The organism is Chryseobacterium sp. MDT2-18 (assembly GCF_030815285.1).
GTDB lineage: Bacteria > Bacteroidota > Bacteroidia > Flavobacteriales > Weeksellaceae > Kaistella > Kaistella salivictor.
Genome location: NZ_JAUSWQ010000001.1, coordinates 41,837 through 63,713, shown reverse-complemented (window position 1 = coordinate 63,713; position 21,877 = coordinate 41,837). Strand labels below are relative to the sequence as shown.

Here is a 21,877-nt window from a genome sequence, read left to right as displayed (position 1 = left end):
TTCAGAAATGCTTTTAAGGTTTTATTTGAATTTTAAATTAAGATCTCAACTCCGCAGAAAATTCTTTCTGGAAAGTTTTGATTAAAGAATTCATTACTTCAGTAATATCTTTGTCCTCCAAAGTTTTTTCTTCATTTAAAAGTTCAAAACTCATGGCGTAAGATTTCTTGCCTTCCGGAAGATTCTTGCCTTCATAAACATCAAATAAATTAATGTTTTTTAAATATTTTGAAGGATTGCTTCTCGCCGCTTTATAGAGTTCGGCGTAGGTAATATTTTTGTCAATCAGTAAAGCAAGGTCTTTTCTCGTTTTATTGAATTTTGGAATATCTTTAAATTTCACATTTTCTGTAGTTCTGAAACGCTGTGCAACTTCCAGTTCAATTTCCGCATAGAAACATTCCTGTTCAATATCCGCATCTTTCAATAATTGAGGAGCAACTTTTCCTAATCTGGCAACGGTTTTTCCGTTCACCGTTAATTCAATTGCATCCGAAAAACGGGAATCTTCGAGATATTTTTCTTCGACCGAAACCGGAAGTGAATCCAAAAGAACTTTCACATACGATTTCAATCGGTAAAAATCAGTAACCGACTTTGGCTGCAACCAGTTTTCTGCTTCGTCTCTTCCTGAAACCAAAATTGCCAGTTGTTTTCTTTCCAGATAAGTTTGTTTTTTGTGATAGATTTTGCCCAACTCAAAAAACTTAATATTCTGATTTTTTCTTTTAATATTATAATCAGCATTTTCCAAAAGTCCTTCTAATAAAGACTTTCTCATAAATGCTAAATCTCCGCTTAAAGGATTTAAAAGTCGCACCGCCTCTGTTTCATCTTTCACCGATGTTAAAGAATTGTTCATCACTTCATTGAAGCCGTTGCTTTGCAAAGTTCTCGCCCAAGAATTTTCCAGAGCATCCTGGTCATCAAAACTTAATTTTACTGGCGTGAAAGAAATCTTTTGTGGAGAATCAATTTTGTTGTATCCGTAAATTCTTAAAATTTCCTCAATCACATCAATTTCTCTGGTAACATCGGCTCTGTAAGCAGGAACAGAAATTTCCAAGCCGTTTTGAATTTCATTTAAAACCGTAATTTCGAGTGATTTTAAAATCTCTTTGATTTTCTCTTTATGAATTTTCGTTCCTAAGATTTGCTCCACTTTAGAAAAACGAAGAATAATATAATGGTCTTCGATTTTTGCCGGATAATGTTCCAAAAGTTCGCCCACCATTTTACCACCCGCAATTTCTGCGATCATAGCGATTGCGTGTGTCAGCGCGGTTCTGGTCATATTGGGATCTACTCCCCGTTCGAAACGGAAAGAGGCATCGGTATTTAAACTATGAAATTTCGCTCCTTTTCTCACACCAACCGGATTGAAATAAGCACTTTCTAAAAAGATGGTTTTGGTATTTTCTGACACGCCGGAATTTTGACCACCGAAAACGCCCGCAATACACATTGGGTTATTTTCGCCGTCTTTGATCATGATTTCGGTTCCGTTCAGGGTTCGTTCAACGCCATCTAAAGTGGTGAATTTTGTTCCTTTTTCATTCACACCGACTTTCACTTTTTTACCAGCGATTTTATCACCGTCAAAGGCATGAAGCGGTTGACCCAAACCGTGAAGGATATAATTCGTGATGTCAACAATATTATTAATCGGACTTAATCCAATTGCTTTCAAACGGTTTTTCAACCAATCCGGAGAAGCCTTCACTTTTACATTTTCGATTACCGCACCGATATATCTTGGACATAATTCCGAATCTTCAACTTCAATTTGAAAATCAGTCGTTCCTTCAATATTTAAAGGTTTTGAAACTAATTTTTCAAAATTAGAATCATTTTGATGAGTACTTAAATAAGCGTTTAGATCACGGGCAACACCGTAATGTGCCATTGCATCCGTTCGGTTAGGCGTTAAACCAATTTCATAAACCAGATCATTGGTCAGCTCAAAATAATCTGCGAAATTTTTACCGACTTCAAATTTAGTTTCATCCAAAATCATGATTCCGCCGTGATCATCGCTCAAACCCATTTCATCTTCAGCACAGATCATTCCCTGAGAAACTTCACCACGGATTTTTGCTTCTTTAATGTCAAAAGAACTTCCGTCTTTTCCGTAAATTTTGGTTCCAACTACGGCGACAGGAACGGTTTGTCCCGCAGCAACATTGGGCGCACCGCAAACGATATTTAAGATTTTTCCGGATCCTACATCTACCGTCGTTACTTTTAATTTATCAGCATTTGAATGTTGCTCACAAGTCAAAATTTTCCCGACAACAATTCCCTCCAAACTGCCTTTCACAGATTCAAACGGATCAATTCCCTCCACTTCCAGACCAATATCAGTCAGGTATTCGCCAATCTTTTCGGATTTTAAATCGGTGTTAATGTATTCTTTCAGCCAGTTGTTTGAGATTTTCATTTCTGTCGTAAATTTCAGATGTTAAATTTCCTATTTCTTTAATAAATGTATTAAAATAAGAAAGGTGCAAATATCGTGATTTTGAAGGTTAAAAAAAAATTGAGATTCAAAAAGTTTTGAATCTCAATTAATATGGTGTACAATTATTTAAAAGCGCTTTCTTACATCCCGATCACCGGCATCGAAAGCATCAGTAATTTTTCCTGATCTTCTAAACCATCTACCGGTTCGATGATTCCCGGTCGGTTGGGTTGTGACATTTTCATGGTGATATCGTCTGCTGAAAGCACCGATAACATTTCCGTTAAAAACTTAGAACTGAAACCGATATTGATGTCTTCTCCGTTGTAATCGCAGGGAATCTGCATATCTGCTTTGTTGGCAAATTCTGTATCTTCGGCATGCAAATGAAGAATATTTCCTGATAATTTGAAACGGACCTGGTTTGTGGATTTATTAGACATAATCGAAGCTCTTCTAATTGAATTCAATAAAAGACTCCTGTTAATCGTCAAAACATTTGGATTTTCTTTTGGAATAACCGCTGAATAATTGGGATATTTGCCATCGATCAAACGACAGATCCAGATATTATTTCCGAAAGTGAATTTCGCCATATTTTCATTAAACTCAATAGAAACTTCGTCGTTAGAAGATGCTAAAATGCTTTTGAAAATCGCCAGAGGTTTCTTCGGCATAATGAATTCTACCGGTTCAGCGTTCATCAAATCGGTTCTTTTGTAAACGACCAAACGGTGCGAATCTGTAGAAACGAAATTGGTTTCATCTTCTTTGAACTGGAACAAAACTCCGGTCATCACCGGGCGCAAGGAATCGTTGCTGGTTGCAAATAAAGTATTGTTTAAAGCTTCAGATAAAATACCCGCAGAAATGGTTACGCTTTGCGCTGCATCAAATTCAGGGATTTCCGGATAATCTTCTGCGTGATCCAGTGCCACAGCGAAGTTATCTTTCTCATCCAGTATTTCGAGCAGTTTTCCGTTTCCGTCTTCGGCATCTTTCACAGAAAGAGTCAGGGGTTGGTCGCCATAAGTTTTCACAAATTCCTGAAATATTTTAGCGGGAACTGCAATCTTTCCTTCTGCATCAGACTTCACCTCCAAAGAAGTAATCAAAGTCGTCTCCCCATCCGAAGCGGTAATTTTTAGGTTCTCTTTTTCAATTTCAAACAAAAAGTTTTCTAAAATCGGCCGCGACTGAGAATTGGAGATTACTCCGCTTACGGTTTGCAGAGCTTTCTGTAATTCACTACTTGAAACAATAAATTTCATAAAATCAATTATTATTAATTTCACAAATATATAAATTAAACCCTAAAAAATGCAATATTTGGCAGGATAAAAAAAGTTTCGGTGAAAAAGTTACCAACATTAATCTGTTTTCAAAACAGGACCATTTTTCCGCTTAGAAGGATCAATATTAATTTTCAGATTCAGATAAATAAGGTGTAAATTCTTATTTCCGGAATTTGAAAACTCTCTTTGCCAAAGATATCCCGATCCTACCCCAAAAGTTTGGTCAATCTGATAACTAAAACCAGCATAAACACGGTTTCTGGCAAACCCCGGATTATCGTTTAAAATAAAAAAGACTTCGTCGTAGGCATTTGCAGAAACAGTTCCCGGCTCCACCGTTTCTGAATTCAGCGGAACCGAAACATTCAGCCTATACCTGAATCTTATCCTGTCTGAATGCAAATCGGTAACAGGTTCGTAAAACCAACTTTTTTCAACTCTGAAACGGTTTTCAAATTTAAACTTTCCCGATTTTAACTCGATGATGTCCTGCAGCCATATCCTAAATTCTTCCTTACTAAAACGATGATTTTTGTAAGTGCCGTAGCGGCCGGCGCCAATGAGGATCTTCTGATTTTTAGATAAATTATACCCCAGTCCTCCTTTGATTTCATAATAATCCGGATAAGAATAGTCTTCTATTCCCCATAACTGGGCTTCTGCATCAATGTAAAATTTGGGATGAAATTTATAGGTCACCGTCAACACATCAAGACTTGAGATATGCTCGCGTTGCGCATTAACTACAGAAAAAAATGCTAAAAATAAAATCAGAAAAACCTGTTTTTTCATGGCATAAAGATAATTTATTTAGGCAATGTGAAAAAATAAATTTTTCTGATTAACTTTATTTTATGATGGTTTCAGAATTTAATGAAACGGTATTTTATAAGAAAACAAAAAATGCAGTACCGAAGTATTGCATTTTCTGTTTAGAAGGTTTAAGTAAAAACTTATCTTTTTCTCATCAAATGTGTAATTAAATCATTCAAAATTCTTCTCATGATATTACTACATTTTGGTTTCAACAAATATTGTGAATTTTATCGAAACATGCAAATAATTCCGATAAATTTTCTCTTAAAAAATCCGTAATTTTGTAGCCTTAAATTTTACAATGATTACACCGACAGATATTGATATTAAGAAACAGCTTTTCGTAAAAAATGCGCACCTTAATAATCTGAAACATATTGACGTTCTGATTCCTAAAAACAAATTGATTGTGATAACGGGAGTTTCAGGAAGCGGCAAATCGTCACTTGCTTTTGACACGATTTATGCGGAAGGACAGCGCCGATATGTCGAGAGTTTGAGTTCCTATGCACGGCAATTCTTAGGGAAATTAGAAAAGCCAAAAGTAGATGATATCAAGGGATTGGCTCCCTCAATTGCGATTCAGCAAAAAGTAATTTCATCGAATCCGCGTTCGACCGTTGGGACTTCCACCGAGGTTTATGACTATTTAAAATTATTATTTGCGAGAGTTGGGCATACTTTTTCCCCAATTTCCGGCCGGGAAGTCAAAAAAGATTCGGTGACCGACGTTATTAATTTCATTCAGAAAAATGAAAGCCAGACTTTTCTATTGCGGACTCCTTTAGATTTTGATGTAGCTAAATTTACCGAGCAGGCCAACACTTTAAAACTTTCAGGTTTTACAAGATTAGAAGTCAACGGAAATGTCGCAGGAATCGAAGATCTGGAAAGTTTCGGTTTTGTACCGGAAGCCGATATGGAAATTCAACTGGTGATTGACCGTTTCAGCTACGAAGAAGACGAAAGCTTTTTACAAAGGCTGGCAGATTCCATTCAGATGGCTTTTTATGAAGGCCACGGATACTGTTCTCTGAAAAATATAGAGACCGGAAAAATCACCGAATTCTCCAATAAATTCGAATTGGATGGCATGGAATTTATGGAACCTAACGTTCATTTTTTCAGTTTCAATAATCCTTACGGTGCCTGTCCGGAATGCGAAGGTTACGGAAAAGTAATCGGCATCGATGAAGATTTGGTGATTCCCAACAAAAACTTATCCGTTTTTGAAGAAACAGTTGCCAGCTGGAAAGGCGACAGCATGAGCGAATGGAAAAGAGATTTCATTAAAAAAGCCAAAGATTTCCCTATTCATAAACCTTATCATCAATTAACGAAAGAGCAGAAAAACTATTTATGGAAAGGCGACGGCACTGCAACCTTCCCTTCCATTAATAATTTTTTCAAAATGCTGGAAGAAAATTTATACAAAATCCAGTACCGTGTAATGCTGTCGAGATACCGCGGAAAAACGCTCTGTCCGACTTGCGAAGGTTTGCGTCTGCGCGAAGAAACCAAATGGGTGAAAATCGACGGGCATAATATACAATCGGTGATTGAGTTGCCTTTGGATGAATTCTTACCTTTAATAAAATCCTTAAAACTCAATAAACACGATGCTGAAATTGCCAAACGTTTGTTGTACGAAATTACCACGCGTTTAGAATTTTTGGATAAAGTTGGTTTGGGCTATCTGACCATTAACAGAACTTCGAATACACTTTCCGGTGGCGAAAGTCAGCGGATTAATCTGGCGACTTCGCTCGGAAGTTCTTTGGTGGGATCGATTTATATTTTAGATGAACCGTCGATTGGATTACATTCCCGGGATACCGAAAATTTAATTGAAGTCTTAAAAAGTCTTCGTGATTTGGGAAATACCGTAATCGTCGTAGAACATGACGAAGATGTAATGAAAGCCGCGGATTACATCATCGATATTGGTCCGGAAGCCGGATATTTGGGAGGTGAACTGGTTTTCGCCGGCCACTTTGATGATCTGGAAAATGCGGATACTTTAACTTCTAAATACCTGACCGGAAGATTAGAAATAAAAGTTCCCGAAACCCGCAGAAAACCAAAAGAATGGATTCACATCAAAGGAGCCCGCCAGAATAATTTGAAAAATATCGACGTGGATATTCCATTAGAATGTCTGGTTGTGATTTCGGGAGTTTCGGGAAGTGGAAAATCTACTTTAATGAAAGAAATTCTGACCAATGATATTCAGATTCAATTGGGAATGGGCGGCAAAAAAGGCGATTACGATTCTGTAGATTTCCCGGCAAAACTGATTAAAAATATTGAACTCATCGATCAAAATCCGATTGGTAAATCTTCGCGTTCAAATCCTGTTACGTATTTAAAAGCCTACGACGATATTCGGGATTTGTTCTCAAAACAGAAATTAGCGAAAATGCAGGGTTTAATGCCGAAACACTTCTCCTTTAATGTAGATGGCGGACGATGTGACGATTGCAAAGGTGAAGGCGTAATTACCGTCTCCATGCAGTTTATGGCCGATATTGAACTGGAATGTGAAACCTGCCACGGCGCGCGTTTTAAAAATGAAATCCTCGAAATTAAATATGACGAGAAAAACATTTCAGACATTCTTCACATGACGGTGGATGAAGCTTTGGAATTCTTTCAAGATAACGAACAGCCTAAAATCGTGACCAAGTTAAAACCTTTGCAGGAAGTTGGTTTAGGCTATCTGCAGTTGGGACAGAGCTCCTCTACCCTTTCCGGCGGCGAAGCGCAAAGAGTGAAGTTAGCATCGTTTTTAGTAAAAGGAGCAACGACCGATAAATCGCTGTTTATTTTTGATGAACCTTCAACAGGTTTGCACTTTCACGATATCAATAAATTGCTGAAATCGCTTCAGGCTTTAATAGAATTAGGACATTCGGTGATTGTCATTGAACATCAACCCGACATTATTAAAACCGCAGATTATATTATCGACATCGGTCCGGAAGCCGGAAAATACGGGGGCGAAGTTGTTTTCGCCGGAACGCCCGAAGAGTTGGTGAAGAATAAAAAATCACATACCGGGAAATATTTGAAGGAGAAATTGACGTAATTTGATGTAATTTAAAAAAGCAAAAGCCAACTTTCCGGAGTTGGCTTTTTGGTGAGCGCCGTTAGAACTTCGAGCTCTAACAGCGCTTTGCAATAAATTTATAAACAGGCGATATTCTAAAGAAGAAATCCTAAATTTGAATTCATTTTCAGCTTCATAGTTCAACGGATAGAACAAAAGTTTCCTAAACTTTAGATCCGGGTTCGATTCCCGGTGAAGCTACTTTTTTGAATGAGTAATGAATAATTCACTTAATACTTTGTGCCTTATATTTACTTCTTATCCACCACAATCCTGTCCTTTCTGTTCGCCAGTTCCCACGCCGTCGCGAATACCAGCTGCGTACGTTTTTTCAAAGCAACATAATCAATTTTATCAGGTGTATCGGTGGGTTTGTGATAATCTTCGTGGATTCCGTCAAAGTAGAAAGCCACCGGAATTCCGTTTTTGGCAAAATTGTAATGATCCGAACGGTAGTACAACCGGTCTTTATCATTAGGATCATCATATTTGTAATTCAGTTCTAAATTGACGGTTTCCTTATTTGCTGCTTCGTTGATTTTCTTTAATTCGGTGCTGAGCATTTCAGACCCGATCACATACACATAATCTTTGCCGCAATTACCCGGATCACATCTTCCAATCATATCGATATTCAAATCTACAACGGTATTTGCCAGAGGAAAAACCGGATGATCTGCATAATATTTTGAACCCAAAAGCCCATGTTCTTCGCCGGTCACATGCAAAAACAAAATCGACCGTTTAGGACCTTTTCCAGATTTTTTTGCCTTTTGAAAAGCTTCGGCAATTTCCAGAAGTGCCACAGTTCCGCTGCCGTCATCATCAGCACCGTTATAAATTTCCCCTTTCGACATTCCGACATGATCGTAATGCGCCGAAATCACAATAACTTCTTCGGGCTTTTCTGTTCCTTCGATAAAAGCCAATATATTTTCAGATTCAGGCAAATTTCCTCTTCTTCCATTTAAGGCTTCTTTCGGAATAACCTGATAATAAGAAGACATCGATTTCGGATGAAAAACACCCATTTTCTGATATTGTTCGATCAAATAGCGACCCGCTTTTTTCTGACCTTCACTTCCCGTATCGCGGCCTTCCATTTCATCGGAAGCAACGATATACAGGTGTGTTTTCAGTTCATCAGAAGTAATAGATTCATAAGATTTCTTAAAAGGCGACCCCGAATAAGAAAGATTGGCGGCACAACTTTGCAACAGCACAAAAGCCAACGGAAGTAGTAAATACTTGGTTTTTTTCATGTTTAATTTTTTGGAAAGTTAAATATAAGTTTAATTTTTAAATCAACCGTTTTCTTTACTGAAAAGGAATTTGAAAAAGTAAATACACAAATCATATTTTGATTATTGTTTTTAGAGCCTGTTTAAAAATTAAATAAAGAAAAAAATTTTGGCATATATTGAAAAACAACTCATAATAGACTGACCACTGTATCCAATGTACATGATAGCAAAGCTACATAATTATTAATGAGAACTTTGGCTTATTTTTTAACTCCAATAAAGGTGATCCTTGCAGACGAAGGCTACAGAAGAGAAGTTATAGAACAAGTGAAAAACTGCTTTGGTTATCTGATTAATGTTATGATGAAAAGTGATGAAAAGAAAACTGGATTTCAGCCAATCTCCAGAAGATGTATTATTGAACATCCATTTTCATGGTTTGATAATGACAGAAGATTGTGAATAAAATTTAAACACGGATTATGCAAATAATAATAATAATAATAATAATAAGCCTTTTGTGTGCAAGACAAGAAATCGAAGATTTACCGAAGGTAAATGAAAGCCGGTTGAATGGAAGTTCCGGTAATTTCTCCAATGTTGGTTCTTTCATGGAGTTGCCGTTTAAAATTAAGGCAGTTTTTCAGAGGAATTCTTTTCTTGCAGCGTTTGGTAGCGAATCTCGGATATAATTTTCAGTGGCTTTAGGACTTGTTCAGGATGGAAATATTTTACGAACTTTGTTAAGTAAAACATTTTTGCAAACTTAAAAAAGAGTGGAAATGGTGTGTTTATAAATAAAACATTTGCAAACCTTTACGCTAAAAAAAATTAGACTATGATTAAAAAAACGAACTCCATTAAACAAATTTAATAAAACAGCGAATGAGCAAAAGCTTCCGGAAGTTAAGTTCAGCAGCAGTTTTGCAACGGTGCGAAGAAATGGCAAGTTTAATAAGAGATCGTCGGTATTTTAAAACTGCGCCATCCACAAACTGATATCCTTACCAGTCGTCGCGGGACGAGTCCAGCTGTCAACTAAAAGATGCGTAAAAAACACAATATGAGAAAAGTAATTGCAGCAATCAATATGACCATTGACGGGATTTGCGACCACACAGCAGGTATCCCCGATGAAGATTTGCATCAACATTATACTAAACTTTTAGACAATTCCGGAGTGATCCTGTATGGACGGATCACTTATCAGCTTATGCAGTTCTGGCAAACGCTGATAATGAACCCCTCAGGTCAAAAATCACTGGACGGCTTTGCGGTGGCCATTGACAAAATACCAAAAATTATATTTTCACATTCCTTAAAAAATACCGAATGGGAAAGTGCTACACTTGCAACTAAGGATATTGAAAAGGAAGTTTTTGAACTCAAACAACAATCCGGCAAAGATATTTTAGTTGGCAGCCGGAGTCTAATAATCCAGCTCATTAACCTTAATTTGATTGATGAATTTCAGATTTGTATTCATCCAATGATCGAAGGAAAAGGTTTGCCGTTGTTTGACAAAATAAAAGACCGGACAGTTTTCCGGCTTTTAAAAACAAAAACATTCGGTTCAGGAGCAATTGTACTTTATTACGAGCCAATACGGTCATAACAATAAAAGGGATGACGTCACAGCATCACCACTGCGGATAACTCAAAACTTACAAAAACAAACAAAACTAAAACCACCAATCATGGCAAAAAGTACATTAATCGAAATGCATAATGTTGGGATCGTTGTAGAATCTCTGGATAATGCTGTTGCTTTTTTTACGGAAATCGGGTTGGTCTTAGAAGGACGAATGATGGTTGAAGGCGAATGGGCCGGGCATGTAACCGGACTTGGCAATCAGTCTGTTGAGGTTGCGATGATGGTTACTCCCGACGGGCATTCCCGACTTGAACTTTCACAATTTTTTGCACCACCAATCATCGCGGATCACAGAAATAATCCCGTAAACTCACTGGGATATCTGCGGGTAATGTTCAGGGTTGACCATCTCGACGAACTTTTAATCCGACTTGAAAAATTTGGCGCTAAAGTAGTAGATGAAGTTGTTCAGTTTGGAGAAACATATCGGCTCTGTTATATACGCGGCGTAGAAGGACTGCTCATCGGTCTAGCAGAACAGCTTGGCAGCGAAACCGCAACAGATATTTTGGAAAATAAATAATAAAGCAAGGAAAAAGCTAAGAGCCTGTTTAAAAATTAATAAAGAAAAAGTTTATGGGCATATTCGTTTAGAAGAATAACCAATAAAAAACTGATCGTCAGTTTTTTATATTGATTATTTTTCATGGTTTTCTGGTTGCGTCCATGTACACGATAGCAAGCTGTAGAATTATTAATGAGAACTTTGGATTATTTTTTAACTCCGATAAAGGTGATCCTTGCAGACGGAGGCCACAGGGGAGAAGTTATAGAACAGGTAAAAAACCGCTTTGGCTACCTGATCAATGCTGTAATGAGAAGTGATGAGAAGAAAACCGGTTTTCAGCCCATCTCAAAAAGATGGATTATGGAACGTACATTTTCAAGGTTTAATAATGACAGAAGATGATGTAGAAATTATGAACTCATTATGGAAACCTTTGAAAATAGGATTAAATTATCCGCCATAAAATTTTTATTGAACAGATTTTAGACAGGCTCCGGTTGTCCCCTTTATTTTTTACTGTTACTTTCGAAAAATCACCGCGGTGAAAATCATAAATCACCGCGGTGAAATTTGGAAAAGACCGCGGTGTTTCTTAATTTTAGGTTTTAAAAAATAAATGGATATGCCTGCAAAATTTATTACCACCAAGAAGACGGTTCCTTTCGGACCGGAAATGAAGGAACTGTATTGTGCCACCCTGGTGAAAAACCGTGAAGTAGATCTGCACGAAATCGCCGAGGCCCTGTCCGAAAGCAGCACCCTGAACCCGGTGGACTGCTACGGGGTGATGGTAGGCATGGCCGCGCAGATCGCAAAACACCTGCAGGAGGGAAATGTCGTGAACATTGAATTTCTCGGTACTTTCAGGATCAGGGCCAAATCCACCGCGGTGGAATCTCCGGAACTGGTCACCGAAAAAACGATTGGTAAACCCTCGGTCAACTTCCGGCCCTCTGTCCTGATGAAACAGCGGATTTCCAAAACACAGTTCGTCCCTAAAAAATAGATTATTTCCCAATAACTGTCTGTTTGATATTCCCCAGTTTTACAGGAAAAGAGAAATGCTGCCGCTAATTCCGTTAAAAAGTTTTGCAGCGGGCTGACGCATTGTACAAAAGAAGTGGCAGCCGCAAAAACAGACATTAAATGAACTCATCATGGAAACCTCTGAAAATAGGGTCCAATTATCCGTCATAAAATTTTTATTGAATAAAATTTAGAGCGTGTTTAAAATTCATCAAAATTAATTCCCCTAATCCCTAAATTATGAATTTTTTAGAAATTTTCCACCTTTTAGGGTAGGGGGAAAAAGAAAATTTCTTTTTTTAAGCAAATTTAAACAGGCTCTAAGGAAAGTGTAGTTCATCAAGATATATCTACAACAGGCTATGAAATCTTATTGATGATTTTTGCTAACTACCAAATTCCTGCAAGTAAAAATTTTCTAGAACGCTATAATCAAAATTTATATTTCCTGAAAAGCGCCGGCTAAGAATACGTGATATTGAATTTTTCTAAAAAGCATCTTCTTCAAAATGCTTTTCTCCAAAATAGGTTTCGATGGTGGAATGTTTAATCTGAAGATGCTCCAACTCGTGTTTCACGGTTGCTTTCAGATTTTCAATTTCGGGAATACTTAGGTTTTCAGAAATCTGAAGGTGAGCTGTTAAGGCATTTTCAGTGGTACTTAAAGCCCAAATATGAACGTGCTGAAAATCGATCACTCCCTCTATTTTGAGAATTTCTTGTTTTACTTTTTCTGGATTTATATTTTCGGGAACGCCATCTAAGGACAATTTTAAACTTTGAGTCAGCAAACTCCAGGTGCCGGCCAAAATTACGATGCCGATTAAAATACTCAACAGCGCATCCAGCCAAAACCAATTGGTGTAGATAATGATAATTCCGCCAATGACCACTGCCAGGGAAACCAAAGCATCAGCAACCATGTGCAGATAAGCGCCTTTCACATTGAGGTCTTTTTCTTTATCTTTCAGAAAGAGCCACGCCGTAATTCCATTCACAAAAATCCCGACAAATGCGACGACAGAAACTACTCCACCTTCCAGTGGCTGAGGATTCATGAATCGGCCAACCGCTTCGTAAATGATAAATCCGACCGCAAAGATGAGTAAAACAGCATTGATCAACGAGGCTAAAATCGTGGCCCGGCGAAAACCATAAGTATAGGTTGACGTAGGTTTTCTTTTTACTAATTCAAAAGCAATTAAAGATAAAACCAGGCTCATTACATCGCTTAAATTGTGCCCTGCATCAGAAAGCAGAGAAAGCGAATTGTACATCCAACCATAACCTGCTTCCACGATCACAAAAACCAAATTCAATCCAATGCCGATATAGAAAGCACGGTTTAAATTGGTTACATTCATCTGGTGCGAATGGTCATGGGAATGATTGTGAGCCATAAATCCTCTGATTATCTGTTGTTGTTTTTGGGTTTTCTGAAATTAAAGAAACAAATGCTACATATCATCTTCGGAGATTTCATCATTTTCCTGAAGGACTTTTTCTGCGGCCTCAAAGTCTCTTTCGCTCACCAATAAATAATAATTTTGGGAAATAGGAAACACCGCAATATTATTTACAAATTCATTTTTTATATAACTTGGAATATCCCGGGAAGCGAGTTTTGTTTTGGCAACTTCAATTTCGTACAGGTAAGAAGATTGAAAAACAGGCACTAATTCTGACATATTTTCTTTTTCGAAAGTTACTTATTTTTTTCGGAAATGATAAGAATGTGCTGAAATTTTAAGCAGGCCTTTTCTCTTTTAATCACTAAAGTCAGAACAGTTTTTAAAGTGGTTCGTAAAGTGTAAATAAGTTTTTATCAGCTCCTGTTCAAACAATACCTGCGCTTATGATTATTTCTTCATAACAGTTCTTCCATTTTCAATAAACTTATCCGTGCTGAACTTTCGTAAAGAAACCTGAAATACGTTTTTAGCCCCGATCGCAGCGGCATCCTCTGGCTTTTTGGCAAAAAAGCCAGAGATATAGCGGAGAGCGGGACTGAATTTGTAAGAAGTAAAAATCTTGTTGCTCCTGAAAATGAATTGACCTAAAGATTACTAATTTGATTTTCTCCTGTTGATGAACCAATACACGGGAACTCCGATTAATATAAGGATGAATCCCGGCCAGGTATATTGTGGTTTGAAGATGATTAAAAGGACGCAAAATGCGCTTCCTATCAGTAAATAAATAATAGGCGTGATTGGGTAAAGCCAGGTTTTATAGGGTCTGTCGATATTTGGCTGTTTAATCCTCATCCAGATTACGCCGAAAACGGTGACCATATAAAACAGTACAATGATGAATGAAATCATATCGAGCAAATCACCGTATTGTCCGGAAAGTGCGAGTAAACATGCCCAACTTCCCTGCATCCAAAGGGATTTACCGGGAACCTCGTTTTGATTATTTTCTGCAGCTGATTTGAAAAACAAACCATCTTTTGCCATGGTCTGAAAAACTCTGGCACCGGCTAAAACCAATCCGTTAATACATCCGAAAGTGGAAACCATGACTAAAAGCGCCATAATGACGGTACCTGTGCTTCCGAAAATAACTTCGGAGGCCGCCACCGCAGGGCGATTATTATCTGCAAATGCGATCCCGTTTCGATCGAGCGCATGCAGGTAAACAAAGTTTACAAAAAGGTACAAAACCATTACAACAGAGGTCCCGAGGACCATGGCTTTCACCACGTTTTTCTTTGGATTTTCGATTTCGCCCGACATAAACGTCACGTTTTCCCAGGCCACTGAACTAAATACGGAACCAACCATTGCCGCGGCAATTCCGCCTAAAAGGGTGATTCCTCCGATTGATTTCCAAGTCGTAGGTTCCAATGTATTACCTGTATCTGTACCAAAATCCTGGAAAGCATTCCAGCCGAAACTCATGTTTTCTGCCCATTGGGAATTTTTCACCAAAATAACTCCGAAAATAATAATCCCTAAAAGCGCTATAATTTTCGATGAGGTAAAAACATCCTGCAAAATTTTTCCGTTTTTTAAACCTCTTGAATTAATATAGGTGAGCAGTAAAATAATCCCGATGGCGAGAATTTGAATCCAGGTAATTTTGAATCCTCCACTTTGAAAAATAGGTTGGGAATTAAGTGCCGGGACGAGATAGGCGGTAAATTTCCCGAAAGCCATTGCTACCGCTGCGATCGTTCCGGTTTGGATAACGGTGAATAACCCCCAGCCATAAAGAAACCCGGGCATTTTCCCAAATATTTCGGTAATGTAAGTATACTGTCCGCCAGCTTTTGGAAACATTGCCGAGAGTTCGCCATATGAAATAGCGGCGGCAATAGTCATGATTCCGGTAATCATCCAGACGGCAATCAGCCAGTATCCGGAGCCTAGATTCCGCATCATGTCTGAACTGACGATAAAAATTCCGCTTCCAATCATAGAGCCCATTACGAGCATGGTTGCATCCCAAAGTTTAAGTTTTTTATTCATAGATGATCGAGATTAAAGAGAAAACTGGATTTATTTCTCTCTGCTAAAATTATATTAATTATTATTTCAATGTAAATTTTTCGTTAAATAAAAAAGCGGTCTTATTTCGAATTCAATTTTGAAAGGGATAAATATATAAATTTTATATAAGGAATTTAACATTTTGATTGCAAGTATATTGGAAATATCACAAATAGCTGATTCTTAAATAATTCTGATTAAAAAATATTTTATACTTTTGTAAAAATTAAATCAATGAAAAAGTTTGTTCTTTTATTATCCCTGATGCTTTCCACCATTGCTTTTGCACAGGGAACGGAAGCAAAAAAAGCCGGTCCACCCAAAGGTAAAGCCTTGGTGGGAGACGTGTACGGGGCGGGTGTTTCTGCAAAAGCAGAAAAATCTGCGTTAACAACTAAGAAATTAGATCAGAAATTAAAAAAATATGCAAAAGTAGAAAACGTAGCAGTTAAAGGAAAAGTAACGAAAGTTTGCGATAAAAAAGGATGCTGGTTAACGGTTGAAACCGATAATAACGAGAAATTTTTCGTAAAGATGAAAGATTACGGCTTCTTCGTTCCGACTGCTTTGGAAGGAAAAACCGTTGTATTGGAAGGAAACGCAGAGATGAAAGTTACTTCTGTGGCCGAACAAAAGCATTATGCAGAAGATGCAAAAAAACCACAGTCAGAAATTGATGCGATCACGAAACCTGAAGAAGAAATCAGATTTATGGCGAGCGGAATCAAAGTCGTCAATTAAATCTTATCAATAATTCAACATAAAAGCGAAGTCTGCAGACTTCGCTTTTTTTTGTTATACTATTTTGAAATCGACTTCTTCATCTAATTTCGGGAATTTCCTGTCGGAAACAAAGGTTTTCCCTGTGCAGTCAATTTCTTTCCAGCCTTTCTTTTTGCCGATATCACCGACTTCGACAACGATGGGAATGAAATAAATTTCGTCAGCGCCGGGTTTTATTTCTTCCTTATACTGAACGGCGACATCTAAAATACATTCAAAATCGGTATTCAGTTTTACATTTCTGTAAATCAGATCATAATGAGATTCTTTATTTTCCGGAATCTCCTGATAGATTTCCCAACCATCTGTGGCACCGTTTAATTCAGAAGTTGCCACCAGCGCTTCATATAAAGCAAGTGTGTAATATTTACGGGTTCCCGTTCTTTTATAATCATTTTGAAAATGACCGCCTTCAAACAATATGGTTGGAATCCCGAATTTTGTAAAATTATCTCCCGTAGAAGTCGGATAAAATTCATCTGAATACCTCGCGATCTGATGCGGAATCTGAGTCTTCAGTTTTTGGTAAATTTTAGAAATTACTGCCATTGCTTTTTTCCTCGTTTCAGAAACGGTTCTTTCATGATCCTGAGAAGGCGCTAAAAAAGACAGGGTTGCGGGATGAATTCCATCTGTACTGAAGATCGTTCTTTGTTCATGGAGGTTCAGGGCATACTTATAAGATCCATTCTGAGCCAGTTCTTTGAGCATAGGAAACTCTTTGCTGGAAAGTTTCAGAAAATCTCTGTTAAGATCGATATCGAGTCCATTTCTTCTGGACCATTTTTCTGAACCGTCAGGATTAAGCATGAAAATAAAATCAAGTGAAATCTTTGAGAACAATTCCTCGCCTATTTCCGGCTGATGTTTAAATATTTCCAATAAATCAAGCATTGCATGGGTGGCATTCGATTCATTTCCATGCATTTGGGACCATGCGAGGATTTTAACTGTACCAGTTCCCAGACTCATTTTAAAGATAGGTTTCTCTAAATAAGAATAACCGATCTCTTTAATTTGATCGCTGTAATTCGCCTGCAGGAAATTAAATAATTTTTCCGGGGAAATATAACGGTTTGGGAAATCAGGGTTTTGCAGGTATTTTAAGTTTGACATGATCTGTTTCAATTTTACAATTTCCAAATTTAGATTTTTCTTTTCTAAAAATAAAATTAACTTTTGTAAATTAATTAAACAGTTCAAAATGTCACAATGTCTGTTGATAAAATTGTGGATTACATTAATTTTAATTTAAATATGTAAATTACTTAAATTCAATTATTTATAAGCTTCACTTAAATTAAATATTCATATTTGCTTTAAGTACAAAACAGTGTGGAAAACCCTATTTGACGGTAACTAACATAAACAGGATTTTTATTGTATTCCGATCTATCACACCATGGTTTACATTTGTAACAGAGTCGAAAATTCTTTAATTTGACTATATTTGTTCTTTATAATTATATGACAAACGAGAGTATTTTCCTATTAGGTTTTATTGCCTTTATCTTAATTATTCTGGCCCTCGATTTAGGGTTGCTGAATAAGAAATCAGATACCGTTTCTATGAAACAAGCCGGCTTGATGAGTTTTTTCGTAGTAGCACTTTCAATGTGTTTTTATTTTGTTCTTACACACTACGGTCACCTACTCCATGGCATCGACAGTATCGAAAAACTGCAGGAGGTCATTTCCAGGCATCATCATCCCGTTAAAATCATTCCCGGGGATCTGGGAAGCAGTATCTATTTATACAATCAAAATCTCGGTCTCGAATATTTAACCGGTTATGTAGTAGAATACGCCCTTTCCGTAGATAATATCTTCGTAATAGTTCTGGTATTCACGGCTTTTGGCGTGGCTCCAAGGAATTACCACCGGGTGCTTTTCTGGGGAATTCTGGGGGCTATTGTGATGAGATTTCTCTTTATCTTTTTAGGTGCGGCACTTATCCACAAGTTCGAATGGATCATGTATGTATTCGGCGCTTTCCTGGTATTTACCGGCATCAAGATGTTTTTTGATAAAGACAATGATGACAAGATCGATACCCAAAAACACCCTGTCGTTAAGTTTGCCAACAGGTATTTTAAGGTTCATAATCACTTTGTCGGAAATAAGTTTTTTGTAAAAATTAATGGTATTACAAAAATGACCCCGTTGTTCCTGGTTCTTATCATCATAGAATTTACCGATCTGATCTTTGCCGTTGACAGTATTCCCGCTATATTCTCGGTCACCAAAGATCCTTATATCGTTTTCTTCTCAAATATTTTCGCGATTATCGGACTGCGTTCTATGTTCTTTTTATTAGCCGGAGTCATCGATAAATTCAGATTCCTTAAAATAGGATTAGCTCTCTTATTAACTTTCATCGGTTTGAAAATGTTATTCCATGAATATCTTGACCGTTTAGGTTTTTCAACCACTGATTCTTTATTTATTATTGTAGGAATATTAGGTGGAAGCATCTTCCTTTCGCTTGTTTTACCGGAACATAAAAAGGCGCGAAAACTGAAATATAATCCTAAAAATGATGATCATCTGCGCAAATAATTTAATATTGTAAATAGGTATATATAATGTAAATCAACTGTTTATATCTTTGATTTACATTTGTAATGTGCATCATTTTTTATTGATTAACATTTGTAATTTATTATTGTAAAATAATTTTTACATTTGTAATATGGATTTAAAGGAAAGAATTTCAAAAGTTATCGCGTATTCTGAATTTTCACTGTCAGAATTCGCGGATGAAATCGAAGTACAGCGCTCGAGTATTTCTCATATCACTTCCGGACGAAATAAACCCTCACTGGATTTTCTGATGAAGATTAAAAACCGTTTTCCTGAATTAGAATGGGAATGGCTGATTGAAGGTGCAGGTGAAATGGTGAAGAAACCCGACACCGCTTCTGAAATTAAGTCAACTGCCGAAAAGCAAAAGCCGACTTCTCTCCCCGATTTGTTTTCTTTAATTAATGATGAAGCTTTTGGTATCACAGAATCCGACGACCGCATCGAAACTGAAGTTCCACGAGAATCGAAAATTCGCGTACCAATAATCGAAAAGGAAAAAATATCCGATTCTCAGCGATTAGAGATTCCAAAATCAGAATCCTCAACTGAATTAACTGTTAATCAAGAAGTTAAAATCAAAAAGATTGTTTTCTTTTATGAAAATGGAAAATTCGAAACTTTTGAACCCTAATTTCCGATTCGGGTTTAATTTCTAAAAGAAATTCTACAATTTAATTTGTACATTTGATTGTACTCTTAAAAATGTGATATGAAATTGGCTGCACTTGCAAAAGAACTTAAAATCCCTACCGAAAGTTTTATCAAATTTATTCAGGATTTTGATCTGGAACTTTCAGAATGTATAACTACCAACTTTGAAGTCAAAGACGATTTTGTAAAATTCGCACGGGAAAATATTATTTTCCTAAGGAAGTATTCCGAAGACTTAAACCAAAACAAATCCATCGAAGATATTGCAGAGAATATCAATAAACCGACCGAAAAAATTGCGGAAATCATCAAGAAAGATCAACCGAGATTATTTGACAATGGTAAATATAAATCATCGGTTTCAAGTTTCGGAATTGATCATAAATTGGGAGGCCATTACGAATTCGTTTACAATTATTTTGGAAAAGCTACCCGATTAGCCGAAAGAGATTTCATAGGTTATCGAGATCTGTTTTTCTTTATTTCCCAAAACTTAGAACCTTATTTAAGTAATCTTTCAGTGGAAGACTGGGGAATTCATAAACCTGCGGGAATTGTTCTTTATGGTCCGCCGGGAAGCGGGAAAATATTTTGGGCAAAGAAAATCGCAGAGATTATCGAGTACGAATTTAAAGAAATCAAAAAACATTTCCTGGGAACTTCTTTTGTGGATAACCAGAAAATAACCTTTAATGATTTTCTGATTCAGGCGATGAAATCGGAAAAAGTGCTTCTTTTCTTAGAAGATTTTGATCAGTTGATGGTTGAACGAAGTGAAGAACAACCTGTAAAAAGTTGTGATGAAGAAACCAAAGAAATTATTCTGCACTACATCAGTCATTTTGAACAGGAGAAAATTCTAATGGTTGGCGCAGCAAATTCCCTTGAGAAAATTGATAAAGAACTTCTTGCTCCAGGTAGGTTTGATATGTTCATTCCCATATTTCCACCTAACACAAAAGAGCGTTCAGAAATGCTTTTTTATCACATAACACACGGTCTTGGTGAGAATGCTTTGCTGATGAAAATTTTAGAATACAACAAAGCACATCAACTTCCATTTTGGTTAGAAATCGCCAAAAAAATGCAGGTATTTTCAAATACCATGTTGATTGATTTTACCCAGAGTCTGAAAAAACGGATAAGAAACATCTACTTAAAAGACCATTCAACAACGATTGAAATTACCCAAAAAATGCTGAATGCTTCTTTGCGGGACGCTTCTTCAAAATTAACCGGAGATTATCTGAATCAGATTCAACAATTTATTTTTGATGTTACTCAGAATAATTACGAAGATTTTACCCAAAGAATCGAAGCATTAAAAAAAGAATTAGAACACTATAAAGTCATTGATGAACCTAAAAAACCAATAGGTTTCAACCATAATGATTAGGAACATGACATACTGTAAATCAGGTCTTATTTAAAAGCAATTATCAAATTCATTGTTTATATATAACAGTAAAATTACGCGTTATTTCTTCTTTTTGGCTACTTTTAATCCGGCTTCTTTTGCTTCAGAGATTCCAATTGCAACGGCTTGTTTTCTGTCTGTTACTTTGTCACCGGAGGATGATTTCAGTTTTCCTTCTTTAAATTCGTGCATCACTTCACCAATTTTTTCCTGTGCTTTTTTAGAATATTTTTTGGTCGCCATTTTTCTATAAATTTAAGCTTCAATTGTTTTTAGAACTCCTATTTCATAAACGTGGGCATGCTTTAAATATTTCGAACGTTCTCTGGAAGTTACCGATTCGAATTCACCATTTTTTAGAACAATAATAGGGTCTTCTGAAATTTCTATTTCTGCATTTGCGATATATTTCTCTTCGGGACTTTCTTCATCCAGATGTGATTTTCTTTCCTGAAGCCGTTCAGCAAAATCCCTGAATTCTGGATCTGACGAATGAATAAACCGATATTCCGGTCCGGCTTCTACAACATAATGAAGTTTTCTATCGACCAGTTCTGCCTCATTTGTTAATTGGGGATTATCATTCCCGTCTTTAAAACCGACTTCTACTAAAGTGCCTTTATTTTGAGCGGCGTAGTTCTCAGCATCCTCATAGGTAGCAAATCCGACTACAATTTCCTGATCATTTATTTGATATTTTACTAATTTTTCTGAGTGATAGGTTTCCATAATGATTATTTTTTATTAATTATGTAAATAATATCAATTATATTGCCATAAAAAGTGATTACCAGAAAGTTTAACGGTATTTTAAGAAATTTGCTATCTTTGAA

At 36.8% G+C, this 21,877-nt stretch carries 20 protein-coding genes and 1 tRNA gene; 11 read left to right on the top strand and 10 right to left on the bottom strand.

All coding sequences use genetic code 11. The features are described from left to right. Window positions 1–37 precede the first annotated feature (37 nt). The 3 genes from pheT to QF004_RS00295 all read right to left on the bottom strand — a co-directional run bounded on the left by pheT (window position 38) and on the right by QF004_RS00295 (window position 4,548). The gene (gene pheT / locus QF004_RS00305) at window positions 38–2,440 is read right to left on the bottom strand and encodes a phenylalanine--tRNA ligase subunit beta (RefSeq protein ID WP_307421729.1); all 2,403 of its coding nucleotides are present in this window, start codon (window positions 2,438–2,440) and stop codon (window positions 38–40) included. A 161-nt stretch (window positions 2,441–2,601) separates the two neighbouring features. After that, complete coding sequence (gene dnaN / locus QF004_RS00300; protein WP_307421727.1) at window positions 2,602–3,732, bottom strand: DNA polymerase III subunit beta; 1,131 nt, start codon at window positions 3,730–3,732, stop codon at window positions 2,602–2,604. A 99-nt stretch (window positions 3,733–3,831) separates the two neighbouring features. Continuing rightward, the gene (locus tag QF004_RS00295) at window positions 3,832–4,548 is read right to left on the bottom strand and encodes a DUF2490 domain-containing protein (protein WP_307421725.1); all 717 of its coding nucleotides are present in this window, start codon (window positions 4,546–4,548) and stop codon (window positions 3,832–3,834) included. Between the two features lie 325 nt (window positions 4,549–4,873). Here QF004_RS00295 and uvrA point away from each other — a divergent pair, with 325 nt between their 5' ends. Both uvrA and QF004_RS00285 read left to right on the top strand, forming a co-directional pair. Beyond that, window positions 4,874–7,660: an excinuclease ABC subunit UvrA gene (gene uvrA / locus QF004_RS00290; RefSeq protein ID WP_307421723.1), complete on the top strand. Its 2,787-nt coding sequence runs from the start codon at window positions 4,874–4,876 to the stop codon at window positions 7,658–7,660. A 150-nt stretch (window positions 7,661–7,810) separates the two neighbouring features. Then, window positions 7,811–7,882: transfer RNA gene (locus QF004_RS00285), tRNA-Arg, on the top strand. Between the two features lie 50 nt (window positions 7,883–7,932). Here the strand turns inward: QF004_RS00285 and QF004_RS00280 are convergent. After that, a complete protein-coding gene (locus tag QF004_RS00280) occupies window positions 7,933–8,943 on the bottom strand; it encodes a M28 family metallopeptidase (protein WP_307421722.1) in 1,011 nt (336 codons plus the stop codon). Between the two features lie 228 nt (window positions 8,944–9,171). Between QF004_RS00280 and QF004_RS00275 the strand changes: the two genes are divergently transcribed. From QF004_RS00275 to QF004_RS00255, 5 genes are all read left to right on the top strand, one after another. Beyond that, the gene (locus QF004_RS00275) at window positions 9,172–9,387 is read left to right on the top strand and encodes a hypothetical protein (RefSeq protein ID WP_133440352.1); all 216 of its coding nucleotides are present in this window, start codon (window positions 9,172–9,174) and stop codon (window positions 9,385–9,387) included. 601 nt (window positions 9,388–9,988) lie between these two features. Next, window positions 9,989–10,540, top strand: coding sequence for a dihydrofolate reductase family protein (locus QF004_RS00270; protein WP_133440351.1), 552 nt, complete (start codon window positions 9,989–9,991; stop codon window positions 10,538–10,540). A gap of 82 nt (window positions 10,541–10,622) precedes the next feature. Continuing rightward, window positions 10,623–11,102, top strand: coding sequence for a VOC family protein (locus tag QF004_RS00265; protein WP_133440350.1), 480 nt, complete (start codon window positions 10,623–10,625; stop codon window positions 11,100–11,102). Between the two features lie 301 nt (window positions 11,103–11,403). Next, window positions 11,404–11,550: a hypothetical protein gene (locus QF004_RS00260; protein ID WP_165983215.1), complete on the top strand. Its 147-nt coding sequence runs from the start codon at window positions 11,404–11,406 to the stop codon at window positions 11,548–11,550. 159 nt (window positions 11,551–11,709) lie between these two features. Then, window positions 11,710–12,093, top strand: a complete 384-nt coding sequence (locus tag QF004_RS00255) for an HU family DNA-binding protein (protein ID WP_307421717.1) — start codon at window positions 11,710–11,712, stop codon at window positions 12,091–12,093. Between the two features lie 508 nt (window positions 12,094–12,601). Here the strand turns inward: QF004_RS00255 and QF004_RS00250 are convergent. The 3 genes from QF004_RS00250 to QF004_RS00240 all read right to left on the bottom strand — a co-directional run bounded on the left by QF004_RS00250 (window position 12,602) and on the right by QF004_RS00240 (window position 15,586). After that, on the bottom strand, window positions 12,602–13,513 hold the full coding sequence (locus tag QF004_RS00250; protein WP_307421715.1) for a cation diffusion facilitator family transporter: 912 nt from the start codon (window positions 13,511–13,513) through the stop codon (window positions 12,602–12,604). Window positions 13,514–13,570: 57 nt separating this feature from the next. Beyond that, window positions 13,571–13,801: a putative signal transducing protein gene (locus QF004_RS00245; RefSeq protein WP_133440347.1), complete on the bottom strand. Its 231-nt coding sequence runs from the start codon at window positions 13,799–13,801 to the stop codon at window positions 13,571–13,573. A 378-nt stretch (window positions 13,802–14,179) separates the two neighbouring features. Then, entirely contained in the window at window positions 14,180–15,586 is a 1,407-nt protein-coding gene (locus QF004_RS00240) for an APC family permease (protein WP_307421712.1), read from the bottom strand. A 255-nt stretch (window positions 15,587–15,841) separates the two neighbouring features. Here QF004_RS00240 and QF004_RS00235 point away from each other — a divergent pair, with 255 nt between their 5' ends. After that, window positions 15,842–16,348 (top strand): DUF4920 domain-containing protein, encoded by a 507-nt coding sequence (locus QF004_RS00235; protein WP_307421710.1) that lies wholly within the window; start codon window positions 15,842–15,844, stop codon window positions 16,346–16,348. Window positions 16,349–16,402: 54 nt separating this feature from the next. Here the strand turns inward: QF004_RS00235 and QF004_RS00230 are convergent, their stop codons facing one another. Next, complete coding sequence (locus QF004_RS00230) at window positions 16,403–17,506, bottom strand: M14 family zinc carboxypeptidase (RefSeq protein WP_133440344.1); 1,104 nt, start codon at window positions 17,504–17,506, stop codon at window positions 16,403–16,405. 351 nt (window positions 17,507–17,857) lie between these two features. On the opposite strand from QF004_RS00230, the gene QF004_RS00225 reads away from it, so the two are divergent. The 3 genes from QF004_RS00225 (at window position 17,858) to QF004_RS00215 (ending at window position 21,023) form a co-directional block, all read left to right on the top strand. Continuing rightward, the gene (locus QF004_RS00225; RefSeq protein ID WP_133440343.1) at window positions 17,858–18,949 is read left to right on the top strand and encodes a TerC/Alx family metal homeostasis membrane protein; all 1,092 of its coding nucleotides are present in this window, start codon (window positions 17,858–17,860) and stop codon (window positions 18,947–18,949) included. Window positions 18,950–19,082: 133 nt separating this feature from the next. Then, window positions 19,083–19,607 carry a helix-turn-helix domain-containing protein gene (locus tag QF004_RS00220; protein WP_307421706.1) on the top strand — a complete coding sequence of 175 codons (525 nt, stop codon included), beginning with the start codon at window positions 19,083–19,085 and terminating at the stop codon, window positions 19,605–19,607. 78 nt (window positions 19,608–19,685) lie between these two features. Further along, window positions 19,686–21,023 carry an AAA family ATPase gene (locus QF004_RS00215; RefSeq protein ID WP_307421704.1) on the top strand — a complete coding sequence of 446 codons (1,338 nt, stop codon included), beginning with the start codon at window positions 19,686–19,688 and terminating at the stop codon, window positions 21,021–21,023. An 81-nt stretch (window positions 21,024–21,104) separates the two neighbouring features. On the opposite strand, the gene QF004_RS00210 is transcribed toward QF004_RS00215, so the two are convergent. After that, window positions 21,105–21,287 (bottom strand): DUF6496 domain-containing protein, encoded by a 183-nt coding sequence (locus QF004_RS00210; protein ID WP_307421702.1) that lies wholly within the window; start codon window positions 21,285–21,287, stop codon window positions 21,105–21,107. Window positions 21,288–21,299: 12 nt separating this feature from the next. Then, window positions 21,300–21,773 (bottom strand): hypothetical protein, encoded by a 474-nt coding sequence (locus QF004_RS00205; protein ID WP_307421700.1) that lies wholly within the window; start codon window positions 21,771–21,773, stop codon window positions 21,300–21,302. Window positions 21,774–21,877 lie beyond the last annotated feature (104 nt).